The sequence below is a fragment of the Pseudoalteromonas sp. KJ63-1 genome, assembly GCF_055808145.1.
Window position 1 is genome coordinate 455,963 of the sequence record NZ_CM147855.1, and the last position, 12,841, is coordinate 468,803.

At 40.3% G+C, this 12,841-nt stretch carries 10 protein-coding genes and 1 pseudogene; 6 read left to right on the plus strand and 5 right to left on the minus strand.

Annotation, left to right across the window (positions count from 1 at the left end):
* Positions 1-66: 66 nt before the first annotated feature.
* The 3 genes and pseudogenes from AC0L7Q_RS02155 to AC0L7Q_RS02165 form a co-directional block, all read right to left on the minus strand.
* The gene (locus AC0L7Q_RS02155) at positions 67-1,287 is read right to left on the minus strand and encodes a methyl-accepting chemotaxis protein (protein WP_413401252.1); all 1,221 of its coding nucleotides are present in this window, start codon (positions 1,285-1,287) and stop codon (positions 67-69) included.
* Between the two features lie 58 nt (positions 1,288-1,345).
* Entirely contained in the window at positions 1,346-2,050 is a 705-nt protein-coding gene (locus tag AC0L7Q_RS02160) for a glycerophosphodiester phosphodiesterase (protein ID WP_409424658.1), read from the minus strand.
* Positions 2,047-2,912, minus strand: a pseudogene (locus AC0L7Q_RS02165) (DMT family transporter). Before AC0L7Q_RS02165 ends, AC0L7Q_RS02160 begins: the two are co-directional and overlap by 4 nt.
* Positions 2,913-3,059: 147 nt before the next feature.
* Between AC0L7Q_RS02165 and AC0L7Q_RS02170 the strand changes: the two are divergent.
* The 6 genes from AC0L7Q_RS02170 (at position 3,060) to rlmB (ending at position 9,386) form a co-directional block, all read left to right on the plus strand.
* A complete protein-coding gene (locus AC0L7Q_RS02170; RefSeq protein ID WP_409424659.1) occupies positions 3,060-3,386 on the plus strand; it encodes a DMT family transporter in 327 nt (108 codons plus the stop codon).
* Between the two features lie 4 nt (positions 3,387-3,390).
* Positions 3,391-4,503 carry a sensor histidine kinase gene (locus AC0L7Q_RS02175; protein WP_413401254.1) on the plus strand — a complete coding sequence of 371 codons (1,113 nt, stop codon included), beginning with the start codon at positions 3,391-3,393 and terminating at the stop codon, positions 4,501-4,503.
* On the plus strand, positions 4,500-5,114 hold the full coding sequence (locus AC0L7Q_RS02180; protein ID WP_178954990.1) for a response regulator transcription factor: 615 nt from the start codon (positions 4,500-4,502) through the stop codon (positions 5,112-5,114). The genes AC0L7Q_RS02175 and AC0L7Q_RS02180 overlap by 4 nt, the downstream gene beginning before the upstream one ends.
* A 129-nt stretch (positions 5,115-5,243) precedes the next feature.
* The gene (locus AC0L7Q_RS02185) at positions 5,244-5,978 is read left to right on the plus strand and encodes an enoyl-CoA hydratase/isomerase family protein (protein ID WP_413401255.1); all 735 of its coding nucleotides are present in this window, start codon (positions 5,244-5,246) and stop codon (positions 5,976-5,978) included.
* Between the two features lie 208 nt (positions 5,979-6,186).
* A complete protein-coding gene (rnr, locus tag AC0L7Q_RS02190; protein WP_413401256.1) occupies positions 6,187-8,646 on the plus strand; it encodes a ribonuclease R in 2,460 nt (819 codons plus the stop codon).
* Entirely contained in the window at positions 8,643-9,386 is a 744-nt protein-coding gene (rlmB, locus tag AC0L7Q_RS02195) for a 23S rRNA (guanosine(2251)-2'-O)-methyltransferase RlmB (RefSeq protein ID WP_008112440.1), read from the plus strand. The genes rnr and rlmB overlap by 4 nt, the downstream gene beginning before the upstream one ends.
* Before the next feature lie 113 nt (positions 9,387-9,499).
* On the opposite strand, the gene AC0L7Q_RS02200 is transcribed toward rlmB, so the two are convergent.
* Positions 9,500-11,656 (minus strand): TonB-dependent receptor family protein, encoded by a 2,157-nt coding sequence (locus AC0L7Q_RS02200; protein WP_413401257.1) that lies wholly within the window; start codon positions 11,654-11,656, stop codon positions 9,500-9,502.
* Positions 11,657-11,899: 243 nt separating this feature from the next.
* A complete protein-coding gene (locus tag AC0L7Q_RS02205; protein WP_413401258.1) occupies positions 11,900-12,757 on the minus strand; it encodes a LysR family transcriptional regulator in 858 nt (285 codons plus the stop codon).
* Positions 12,758-12,841: the final 84 nt, after the last annotated feature.

Genomic DNA, 12,841 nt, shown 5'->3' on the forward strand with positions numbered 1-12,841 from the left:
TCACACAGTTATATTCTAAGCCGCGTAATTTAGCATAATCGCGGCTTGGGTAAAACTAGTCAGGCCCTAGTCTACAAAACGCTTTAGCTGTTGTTGGGTTTGTTGACTCAGTTTTTGTGACTGCTCAGAGTCATGCAATGCGGTGTCTATTTGTTGCTTTGCTTGTTCGCCAAGTGCCACAATTTGTTCAACCGATTCATGGGTTTGGTTTTGCGTATCTTCAAGTAAATGAACCGCGTTAGCTATTTGCTGTAACTGCTGCTGATTATGCTCAAATTCATTGAGCATTTTTCCAAAACCTTCAGAGGTATTATTGATTGCAGTTTGCGCGTTATTAGAGTGGTTAATTAACTGTAGCGACTCTTTATTGGTTTCATTAACCAGCTCATTCATTTGGGTAATAAAATCACTAATCTGGCGGGTAGCGTCACTTACTTTAACCGATAGGGTACGAACCTCATCGGCAACAACGGCAAAACCTCGCCCTGCCTCTCCGGCTCGCGCTGCTTCAATTGCCGCATTAAGCGCTAATAAGTTAGTTTGATCAGAAAACTCTTCTACCATTTTTAAAATGCTACGAATGTTTTCACTGTTCTCTTTTAAGCCTGCAATCGTTTTAGAAAAACTACCCAGCATTTCATTAATAAGTCTCACCTGTTCAACCAGTTTTGACAGTTCGCTCGCAGAGAGCTTAACAAAACTAAGATGTTCATTATTTACCTGATGTACGCTATCAGTGTTACTTACTATATCTTGCAGGCTTTGGGTAATTTGGTTGCTGGCATTAATTATGGTGTGGCTTAAATTAATTTGCTGTTCGCTTAGCTGCTCTGTGTGCTGCATTGATTGCGTTACTTGGCTATTACTTTGCACGCTTTCCTGAGCGCTGCTGTAGGTCGTACTTAATAAGCTGTTTAAATGCGTAGTAAACTGATTATATTGTTCACTTAAATCTCTAAATTCATCGAAAGTAAAATGAGGAAGTTTGGCAGCTAAGTTGGCATCTTGTTGATTAATATTAATCAACGTATCACGCATGGCTTTTACCGGGCGCACAATTAAAAAGCGCATATAAAAAATAGTAAATATAAAACCGGCAACAATCAGCAGGGTTAATGTCCAAAATAGCCCTGTGCTCTGTTGGCTTTCTGAGAGGGTACTGTGTAACCAAAATAATGTAATAGCTTGAAATAAAAATACAAAGCTTAAATTACCTACTATTTTTCGGGTTAAGGTAAAAAACAGAGTTTGTTCTAAAAAGTTATAAATACGCATATAGCTACTCATTAAATAGTGACCTACTAAATTATTGTTTTTATGGCATAAATAGCAATTAAATAATTAGTTATAGTTCATTTAATTGCGCCAAATAATGCTTAGTTCGTTCAGGGTCGTTAGTAAAAATGCCATCAACGCCACAGGCAAGCATTAGTTTAATATCTTCAACTTCATCTACGGTGTAGGCAAATACCTTTAAGCCGCGCAGTTTGGCATCGTCAACAAACGACTTGTTCATGAAGTTTTTGTCAACATGAATGCTAAAGGCCTGTAAGTCTTCAGCAAACTTCGCATACTGCAATGGAATTGATGCAGTAAGTGCGCCAATTTTAAGCCAAGGTAAACGGCTCTTTAGCCAGTGTAGTTGATGATGATTAAATGATGAAACTAAAATATTGTCTGCTGATATCTTATTCGCAGTAATATTCACTTCTAGTTGCGCAGCAAACTTTTCTAGTTCAAAAGTATGTTTTAGCTCTAAATTAAGTAAGGTTTGGTTATTATTCCAGTCAATTAATTGCTGCAGGGTAGGCACTTGCTCACCATTTCCCGCATCAAATTGTTGAATTTGCTGAGCGCTTAGGTCGCACACTTTACCTTTACCATTAGTGGTTCTATCTAAGTAGGTATCATGAATAATCACGTAGTCATCAAGTGCGCTTTGTACATCAACCTCAATGCCATCTACATTTGCTTTTAACGCCGCCATAATGGCGCTATGCGTATTTTCAGGAAAGTGTGTGCTTGTGCCTCTATGAGCAAATATTTTCATGGCTGCTTTTTCCGTGAGATTGACCAAGTTTCAAAGCACGCAGCACTAACAATCAGTGCGCCACCAATCAGGGTCATCACTGAGGGGCGTTCGTGCAAAATAATTATAGCTAGTATTGTGCCATAAAGGGGCTGTAAGCAAGAAATCAATCCAGCGGTCGCTGCTGATAAATGTTTTAAACTCGCTGCAAATAACGAATGCGGCATCGCAGTAAACACCACACCGGCAATAAGCAGCAATATTAAATCAGTGTCATTAATTTGTGTTATGGGTACTTCAATAAAAGCACATAGCATCAGGCTTGCCACTAACGTTTGATAAAACATGGTTTGCGGTCCACCATACTCACTAAAGTAGCGTTTATGGGTAATATTACGAATAGCAAAAAACAACGCTGATACCACCCCCGTCACAACACCTAAAGTGATGTCATCGCCTAAATTAACGCTCGGGATCAATAAATAAATGCCAATAATCACCACCACAGCGCTTATTATATCTTTTGCTTTGGGCTTACTTTTATTAAATAGAGGCTCTAAAAATACCGTGATTACGGGATAGGTAAAAAAAGCTAACATGCCCACGGTAATTCCCGCCAATTGCATGCCTGCAAAGTAGGTTACCCAGTGAATACCTACGGCAACGCCTAATAAAATGGCAATCACATAATCTTTGGCGTGATGCAGCTTAATTGGTTTTTTTGCAAAGTCAGTAGCACACAAATTGCCACCCCAGCGATAGCCGCGCGATAAGCGGTAATATCTAATGCATTTAAACCAATTAGCTTTGCGAATAAGGCGGTACCGCCAAATAAAAGGACAGCAATATGTAAGTAAATTAAGCTTTGTTGTTGGGGTTGCATCGATAAACCTTCTTTAAAAAATGCGCTGTGTTTGATGACAATAGTCAGTATTATTCATGACAACTTACACTACATTGATTCTCTATTAAAAGGGATAGTTAAGTTATTAAGTAATACCACAAACGTTAAAATGTAGGAGTAAAACTTATGAATACTGCAGCATGGATCAGTTTACTGATCGCGGGGATTTTCGAGGTTGTATGGGCGATTTTTATGAAACAATCCAATGGCTTTACTAAACTATGGCCAAGTATAATTACCTTTTTATCTATGTGGATAAGCTTTGCATTTTTATCATATGCTTTAAAGTTTTTACCTTTAGGTGTTAGTTATGCTGTTTGGGTAGGTATCGGTACTTTAGGTGTAACGATTATGAGCTTTGTATGGTTTAAAGAGCCGTTATCTTTTCTCCAGATTGGCTGTATTGGATTGATCCTTATCGGTATTATAGGTCTTAAAGTACAAGGTGGTTAAATTAATGATGGAAATAATAAACAACGAACGCGTCCAAAATACAATTAGAAGTGCTTTTTGGAAATATGGTCATTTAGTTTTTACCGGTTTTTATTTACTCCCGATGATCATTGATTTTGCCAACTTTACGGCTCATCAAATTACCTTGTCTTTAGCCTTTTATATTGCGTTTATATTATTATATGTAAAAGCAATAAATTGCAAAAATAGGGGAGTAACTAAGTTATTTATTGCTATGTTACTGGTGTGTTTTAGTGCTACTTTTTATACTGCTGGTACACCAACCTTATTTGGTTTTATAGCTTATGTAGCGGGCTATACATATAGTAATTATCAAAGAGTTTATGCCGCATTAGCGATAATTTTAACTGTTTTACTAAGTTCATATGTAGGTGATATAGCAAAGGTTGAGTACTTTTTAGCGGTGGCTTTACTTTTATGTGCCGCCTTATTTAGCTATGGGATTGCGGCAAAAAGAGAGCGCGAACATAAAAAGCGCGAACAAGAAAGCGCAAAGCAATTTGAGCAACTAGCAGCCATTGCTGAGCGTGAACGCATAGCCCGAGATTTACATGATATTTTAGGTCACTCACTGTCATCAATAGCTTTAAAAGCTGAACTTGCGAATAAACTAAATCAAGGTGAACGATACGCGCAGGCTAATAACGAAATAGCCCAAGTAGCAGATCTTGCAAGACAGTTACTGAGTGATGTACGAAACGCGGTAAGTAATTTAAAGCAGCTCAACTTAAACAGCCAAATAACACAGCTAAAACAAACACTCAAAGAGCAAGGCTTTAACATAAAATTTAACGTTAATTTAGCGACGTTACCTGCCAAGGTTGAGGGCATTGCGAGTCTTATTATTAAAGAGTCAGTGACTAATTTATTACGCCATAGCAGCACAAAAATCGGTTCTATTAATATAGAACAAACAAAACGGCAATTACTTATTGCCGTTAATGATAACGCGCCATGCACCACATTAAAAGCGGGAAATGGTTTAAATGGCATTAAAGAGCGAGCAGAGCAATTAAACGGCAGTGCAAAATTTACCTGTGGCGATACATTTACTTTAAACGTTGTACTGCCATTAAGTGCTGAGGATTTAAAATGATCAAAGTATATTTAGTTGAAGATCAAGCGCTGGTGCGTGACGCAGTTGCCGCTTTATTAAGCCTCGACTTTAATATTGAGGTAATTGGTCAAGCATGTAATGGGCGAGATGCGTTAAATGAAATCAGCGCGCTTAGTAAAGACTTACATCCAGATATCATTTTAACGGATATAGAAATGCCAAGCATAAATGGCATTGAGCTTAGTGAGCAAATAGCCGCTAAATATCCTGCAATTAATATGGTAATTATGACCACTTTTTCACGTGCTGGTTATATTAGGCGCTCTTTGAATGCGGGTGTTAAAGGTTTTATTTTAAAAGAAGCACCCAGCGAAGAGCTAATAAACGCGTTAAAAAAAGTAATGCAAGGGCAAAAGGTGATTGACCCAGAACTTGCCATTAATGCCCTAGACGATGCCGACCCACTCACAGATAAAGAGCGTAAAGCCTTAAAGCTTGCAAGTGATGGCTTAAAAACCAGCGAAATAGCTAAGCAGCTCTATATAAGTGAAGGGACAACGCGTAATTATTTATCTGATGCGATTGCAAAGCTCAATGCCACAAACAGGATAGATGCAGCGCGTATCGCTCGGCAAAAGGGATGGTTATAAATAACTTCTTTAATGATTACAAAAATAGGCACTTTATAAATTTTATACAACGTATTACTATTCAGTGCATAACTATAAAAGTAACGAAAAGTGCTAAAAGCGCAGCTAAATGCACTCAAAGAGGCTCGAATGACCGCATTAATAAAAATTACCACTGAGCAAAACGTGGCAATACTTACCATGAATACCGCTGAAAACCGCCATAACCCTAGTTTTATAGCTGAACTTAATCAACACTTAGATAGCATAGAAGCCAATGGCGATATTAACGCCGTAGTATTAACCTCAAGCAGCGATAAAAGCTGGTCATTGGGAATAGATTTACAGTGGATGGCAAGTTCAGATAACACGCCTGCAGTTATTGCCGATTTTATGAATTCGATAGGGCAGTTATTTAAACGCATAGTGACGTTTCCTATGCCTATCATTGCTGCACTAAACGGGCACACTTATGGTAATGGCTCGGTGTTGGCATGTGCCTGTGATTTTCGGTTTATGAAATCTGACAAAGGCTTTTTCTGCTTTCCTGAAGTTGATGTACTGGTACCGTTTGTACCGTCTATGTTTCCGATTATTAATAAAGCGATTAATCCGCAATTTTTTAACCGCTTAGCTATGACTGGCGAGCGTGTTGACGCGCATAAACTGCTACAACAAAATGTGGTAGAAGCGATTTTTGCTGATGAGCAAGCCTTGCAAACGGGTGTGTTAGAGTTTGCGCAAAGCTTTAATAAAAATCGTTGGATATACGCTCAAAACAAAACCCAAATGAACAAACTAATACTCGATGTTATGGCTGCACAAGACTCGGCTTTTATTGAAAACATCAGCACGCTATTGTGGAAGAAACTACAGCAAAAATAAGCTGTTTTTATAAAAGTGAGTAAACATCAGCACAGCTAATTTACTCACTTTTATGTGCATTAATTAAGTAGGTGTTAAGTGTTATTTAGTTACATTGCTACAAAATGCAAAAGCTAATAACGCTTTATTAAAAGTTTAATGGCTTTTACCTGTCTCATTTCGAGTATATGAGTTAAAATGCTTACATAACCAACTAACAAGATAGTGAATGTCAAACCAAGATCCAAATCTCAGTCGAGAACAAGAAAAGTACGAAAACCCAGTCCCTAGTCGTGAGTTTATACTTACTCACCTTCAAGAGCGTTCAAAACCTGCTAATTACACGCAACTATGCGAAGAACTCGCGGTCAACGATGAAGAACGACAAATAGCATTTAAGCGCCGACTTCGTGCCATGGAGCGCGACGGGCAATTGTATTTTAATAAATTTAAATGTTATGCCCTGATTGACGAAGCCGGTTTAACCAAAGGCAAAGTTGTCGGCCACAGAGACGGTTTTGGCTTTTTAGAAGTTGAAGGCGAGAGCAAAGACTGGTTTATTGCCAAGCATCAAATGAATATGGTGCTACACGGTGACATCGTTCTTGCGAAAGGCACTAAGCGTGGTTCAGGCTCAAAATGCGATGCCCGTATTATTAAAGTGCTTACTAATGAGCGAGCGCCTATTGTTGGCCGCTATTTTGTTGAGCATGGTATTGCCGTTGTGGTTGCTGAAGATCCGCGCATTACCCAAGATATTATTATTTTACCGGGTAACGAAAAAGGCGCACGCCACAACCAAATGGTGCAAGTGCAAATAACTCAAAACCCAAGCCGTAACATGAATGCGGTAGGTAAAGTGATTGACGTATTAGGTGAGCATTTAGCGCCGGGTATGGAAATTGAAGTTGCGCTGCGTAATCACGATATTCCGCATGTATGGCCAGAAGAGGTTGAACAACAAGTTGCCCACTTAGGTGAATTTGTTGAAGAAGCCGATAAGCAAGGCCGTGTTGATTTACGCGGCTTGCCACTTGTCACTATTGATGGCGAAGACGCTCGCGACTTCGATGACGCTGTTTATTGTGAACCTAAAAAGTCAGGTGGTTGGCGTTTATGGGTAGCTATTGCCGATGTATCCCATTACGTAGGTATGAACACGCCGCTTAACAAAGAAGCGATAGAGCGCGGTAACTCAGTGTATTTCCCTGAGCAAGTTATTCCAATGCTGCCAAAAGTATTGTCTAACGGTTTGTGTTCGCTTAACCCTGAGGTTGACCGCTTGTGTATGGTTGCAGAAATGACCGTATCGCAAGAGGGTAAGCTGTCGGGCTATAAGTTTTACGAAGCACTAATGAATTCGCATGCTCGTTTAACCTACACCAAAGTAAATGCCATTTTACAAAATGACGAAAAGCTTTGTAAAGAATACGCAGCTGTAGTGCCGCATTTAACTGACTTACAGCAAATGTACATTGCATTAAAAGCAGCACGCCAAGAGCGTGGTGCAATTGAATTTGAAACGCTCGAAACCCGTTTTGTATTTAATGCACAGCGTAAAATAGAATCTATTGTGCCAGTTATTCGTAACGATGCGCACAAGCTGATTGAAGAATGTATGATTTTAGCTAATGTTTCGGCGGCTAAACTACTTGAGAAACACGAAGCAAGTGCATTGTTTAGGGTACATGATGAACCCGATAGCGAAAAACTGGGTAACTTTACTCAGTTTTTAACTGAGCTAGGTATTGAAAGCACGCTAAGCGACGAACCAACCCCGAAAGAGATCACTCATGTGTTGGCTCGTTTAGGGGACCGTCCTGAAGCTGAGCTTATTCAAACCATGCTGCTTCGCTCAATGAAGCAAGCGGTATATCAGCCAGATAACATAGGTCACTTTGGTTTAGCATTATCGGCCTACGCGCACTTTACCTCGCCAATTCGCCGTTACCCCGATTTAGTGGTACACCGTGCGATTAAAGCGGTATTAAAAGCGCAAGGTCAACAAACGTCAGGTGAATACGCCTATAGCGATGATGAAGTCGATCAACTTGGTGAGCAGTGTTCAACTACTGAGCGCCGCGCAGACGATGCCACCCGTGAAGTAGCCGATTGGTTAAAATGTGAATACATGCAAGATCATGTAGGCACGGAGTTTAACGGGGTTATTTCATCGGTTACTAATTTTGGTTTATTTATTCGTTTAGATGATTTGCAAATTGATGGATTAATTCATGTTACCAATTTAGGTGATGAATACTTCCAACATGATGCGGCTAAACATTGCTTGGTGGGTGAACACACACATACGGTTTATCGTTTAGGCGATAAAGTCACTGTGCAAGTTGCCTCGGTAAGCTTAGATGAACGCCGAATTAACTTAACGCTTAAAGGCGATGTGGCTCAAGATCGTTACGCGCGTCGTCGTGCGCCAAAAAAGAATGCCCCAGCAAGTGTTCGCTCGCAACTTAAAGCTGGTAAAATACCGGGCAAAAAGTCAGCAAGTGACAGTAAAAAAGCTAAAGATGGCAAAAAGCCTGCAGGTAAAACGAAGGCAGCCGGTAAGTCTAAAGTAAAAGCGGATGACACCACCGCGAAGAAAAAAACCAAAAAGAAAGCGGTCAAAAAGCCTAAAAGACCAGGTAAAAATGCCCGTAAACGTAGTAGCCCAGGAGCAAACAATTCGTGAGTAATGAATTAATTTTTGGCTTTCACTCTGTTGAAGCAATTTTAGCAAAAGAGCCAGAGCGCTTTATAGAAATATACGCCCTTAAGGGACGTGATGATAAGCGTTTATCGCCTGTGATTGAGCAAGCGCGTCAGTTTGGTATTTCAGTACAGTTTATGCAACGAAAAGCGCTTGATAACAAAGCGAAAGATGAACAGCATCAAGGCATTATCGCCAACGTAAAAGCGGCGAGAGTGTTTAATGAAAAAGATCTCGATGAGATCATTGAACGCGAAGACACGCCATTTTTACTGGTACTTGATGGCATTACCGATCCGCATAATTTAGGCGCTTGCTTACGTAGTGCCGATGCAGCGGGCGTACATGCGGTGATTGTTCCTAAAGACAAATCAGCAAAGCTTAATGGCACAGCACGTAAAGTGGCCTGTGGCGCAGCAGAAACGGTACCGCTTATTCAGGTAACTAACCTTGCACGTACATTGCGTGAAATAAAAGACGCGGGCGTTTGGGTTGTAGGTACTGCCGGTGAAACCGACACACATGTATTTGATGCCAGCTTAACAGGCCCAATGGCGATTGTGATGGGTGCTGAAGGTGAGGGCATGCGCCGCTTAACACGTGAGCATTGTGATGTGCTTGTTAAAATCCCAATGGCAGGCACGGTTTCAAGTTTAAATGTATCGGTAGCAACCGGCATTTGTTTATTTGAAGTGTTACGCCAGCGCGCAGAAACAAATTAAGCCTAAGCCTAACTAGCCTAAGCACAGGCTAATTACATAGGGATTATAGGCATTAAAAAGCCGAGATTGATTACATCAACTCGGCTTTTTTGTATTTTTAAGTTAGCGCTTTATTAAAAGCTGTAAGAGTAACCCATTTGTACTGAGCGTGGCTTACCAGGTTGAATACCGCCATTTGCGCGGTTAGCAATGTAGGTTTTATCAAACAGGTTATCAACGCTTAGGTATACTTTTTGATTTTCATCAATTAAGTACTTAGCAGCTAAATCCCATACAACACGGCTATCAATCGCATTTAAGCCTGAGTCAGAAAGGTCAGCATGTGCATCCGATACGTAACGTATTTGGCTATTAACAACAAAGTTATTCACTTCGGCACCAAACGATAAAGCAACTTGGTTTTCTGGTACGTAAGGCATTGCATCGCCTTTTTCTACAGAGCCCCAAATTTCTGAATCAAATGTGTTTTTAAACTCTGAATCAGTGTAGGTGTAAGTCAGTTTAACTGGGAACGCAACTGATGCAGTATTAAACGTACGACCAGCGCTAAATTCAAAGCCTGATACTTCTACTTCACCGTAGTTGTATTGGTCGCCAATGTTGTCGTCGCTACAACCTACTGATGCGGTACAGTTACCATGCATGTTGTCGTAATCAGAGTAGAATGCAATCACTTCACCGTTAAAGCCGTTTGCATTAAAACGAGAACCAAACTCAATGTTGACGCTTTCTTCTTCGTCTTGGTCAGCATTGCCTGGCGCTGCGGGTGCATAACCTTTTTGAATGCCTGCAAGTAACGTTACGTTATCGTTAAGTGTGTAAGTAGCACCTAAAGACGGTACTAAAATTTCAGTATCGTTTGAAATATCCTTCGTTAAGCCCATGCTACGAGTTGGATCTGATTTAGCCCATTCTTCACGGGTAATAGTAATGTCTTCATAACGCAGACCTGCACTCACTACCAATGCATCCATTGTCCATTCGTCTTGAATAAATAGGGTGCTTGCTTTTGCGCTGTCTAAGCGATTGCTATTAGAGCCAGGTGCGCCTTGTGAGGTAAGAGTCATACTTAAATCTTGATTAAGCGTGTATTTGTCTTCCCACTGGAAACGATCCATTTCATCTTCGTGGTAACGTACGCCAACTGTAATGTAGTGATCGCCCGCCGGAATGTGTAATTCAGACTGCACACCTTTAGCTTGGTAGTCGCGGTTATTAGCTTTAACACCGATGTTTTCGATACCTTCAGCCGTTGGGTTTGCTTCAAATTCACTGTATTGCTCAAGGTAGCTTTCGCTTACTTTACTGGCTTTGTACCAGTTACGGTGGAAGTCATTTAAGTAAGCGGTTGCTAAAAATTCGTAACCTTCACCAAAGCGGTATGCATAGTTTACTTGGTATGCATTATGACGGGTGTTCATCTCATCATTTTGCGATGCAGCATAACGACGGTTAGGATTTTCTTGGTAATCGACGTTAGTTAAGCCCATGTACGTTTCGTCTGATGTTTCTTCAGAGTACTTAGCTTTAAACTCAATGTTGTGGGCATCGTTTTCACCAAAGGTATGGCCAAATTTTACCAGTACGTCATTTTTTTCAAAACCAGTGTTGTCATCGCCTACTGGTAATTCTTTAAAACCATCAGCGCCGTAAGAAAACACTTCAATTAAGCCCGCTGTGTTATTTTTTTCTTTAGCGAAGTAAGCGTGACCTTTATAGTAACCATCGCTACCAAGTGCCGCGTCAACTATACCCATAGAGCTATTTGCTTCAGTTGGTAAGCTGCGAGAAAGTAAATTTAATACACCACCGGTAGTGCGCGGGCCATATTTAACTGAGGCAGCACCTTTTAATACTTCAATAGACTCCATACGACCCATAGTTGGGAAGTAATAAGCCGATGGTGCAGAGTAAGGAGCCGGTGCAACGAGTACGCCGTCTTCCATTACTGAAATTTTATCGTTACGGCCAGTACCTGTGCCACGCATACCAATGTTAGGACGCAGACCATAGCCATCTTCTTCTTGAACGTATACACCTGGTACAGATGCTAATACGCGAGAAATATCGGTAAATTCGAATTTTTGCAATTCTTCATCAGAGATAAATGTAGCAGAACCTGGAATATCGTTAATTGCTGCTTGTGAACCAATAACGGTAATTTGTTCAAAATTGCGTTCAACGCCGCCGGCATCTTTGGCCATTGCTGTTGCACTCAAAGACAGCGCTACGGCTGCAGTTAACGAAGAAACTAAAAATTTATGTGACATTGATTATCCTAAAAATAGTTCAACTACTAAAATTGGCGTAATTTAAACATGTTAACGAATGAGAATCAATATTATTAAGTTTTAGTTATATTTACATTTGCCGTAAAAACACGCTGTTTTTATAACATTTTTAACTAAGTGTTTAGCTTAGCTTTATAAAACCAACATAATGTACTGGCTGGTGGCGGTTAATTTAACCTGAGCTGTGTTTGAGCTCGATTTATTATCCAGAGGTCAAGTTATTTAAGCCGTGGGATAGCCTAAGCGCAGCTTAATAAATTCGGCGAGTTTAAATACCGCGTTTTCAGGTTCGCTGGCGGTTTTCACTAAACTAATACCTATACTGCCAAGCGCAGGTAAATGTTTAGTGTGTAAGTGATAGGCTAAATCGTTAGGTACGGTACTTTTTGCAAGTACTGTTATACCTAAGCCTTCTTTTAACGCGGCAATTAAACCGGTTAAATCGGCATTACTGTAAACAATACGATATTTAATGCCTGCTTTTTCAAGCGCCTGAGTTGCTCTGCGGCGATAAATACAGCCCTCAGGGGCGGTCACTAAGGTTACCGTTTCATTTTGTGCCAGTGATAGGTCGCCCACCCACACTAATTGGTCTTGAATAAAAATAGGAATTTTTTCTGAGTCAAGTTGCTCGTTAAGCGCTAACACTAAATCAAATTGATCTTGGCGCTCATCAGAGAGTAGGTGTTTACTTAAACGTGATTTTACTTCAAGTGATACCTCAGGGTAGAGCGCCACAAAATCGCCAATAATGGAGGGCAAAATACGCGCGGCAAATTCGCTAGGGATCCCCAAGCGCACTTTACCGGTTACACTTTCTGATGTGAACAACTGTAAAATGGCATCGTTATGCTGCACCATTTGCTTTGCCATAGGCAGTAACAACTCACCATATTGGTTGAGCACTTGTCGTTGGCCCTGCTTTTTAAATAATTTATAGCCGAGTAAATCTTCTAAACGTTTTACTTGTAAGCTCACCGCAGGTTGCGAAAGGCCAAGTAAATCGCCTGCTTTGGCAAATCCACCAACCTCAACCACCATAACAAAAGTTCGTAAACTGTCGGTTGAAATGTTTTTCATATTTAAAATTACTATTTATATGGCTATATATATAAGTATTATTTATCAATTGATAAGTAATTACAATTTGTTGTTGTAAGGCTT

Excerpts from the sequence above, each read along its gene's own strand:
- AC0L7Q_RS02155 (WP_413401252.1), bottom strand. The coding sequence starts at position 1,287 with ATGAGTAGCTATATGCGTATTTATAACTTTTTAGAACAAACTCTGTTT.
- AC0L7Q_RS02160 (WP_409424658.1), bottom strand. The coding sequence starts at position 2,050 with ATGAAAATATTTGCTCATAGAGGCACAAGCACACACTTTCCTGAAAAT.
- AC0L7Q_RS02170 (WP_409424659.1), top strand. The coding sequence starts at position 3,060 with ATGAATACTGCAGCATGGATCAGTTTACTGATCGCGGGGATTTTCGAG.
- AC0L7Q_RS02175 (WP_413401254.1), top strand. The coding sequence starts at position 3,391 with ATGATGGAAATAATAAACAACGAACGCGTCCAAAATACAATTAGAAGT.
- AC0L7Q_RS02180 (WP_178954990.1), top strand. The coding sequence starts at position 4,500 with ATGATCAAAGTATATTTAGTTGAAGATCAAGCGCTGGTGCGTGACGCA.
- AC0L7Q_RS02185 (WP_413401255.1), top strand. The coding sequence starts at position 5,244 with ATGACCGCATTAATAAAAATTACCACTGAGCAAAACGTGGCAATACTT.
- rnr (WP_413401256.1), top strand. The coding sequence starts at position 6,187 with ATGTCAAACCAAGATCCAAATCTCAGTCGAGAACAAGAAAAGTACGAA.
- AC0L7Q_RS02200 (WP_413401257.1), bottom strand. The coding sequence starts at position 11,656 with ATGTCACATAAATTTTTAGTTTCTTCGTTAACTGCAGCCGTAGCGCTG.
- AC0L7Q_RS02205 (WP_413401258.1), bottom strand. The coding sequence starts at position 12,757 with ATGAAAAACATTTCAACCGACAGTTTACGAACTTTTGTTATGGTGGTT.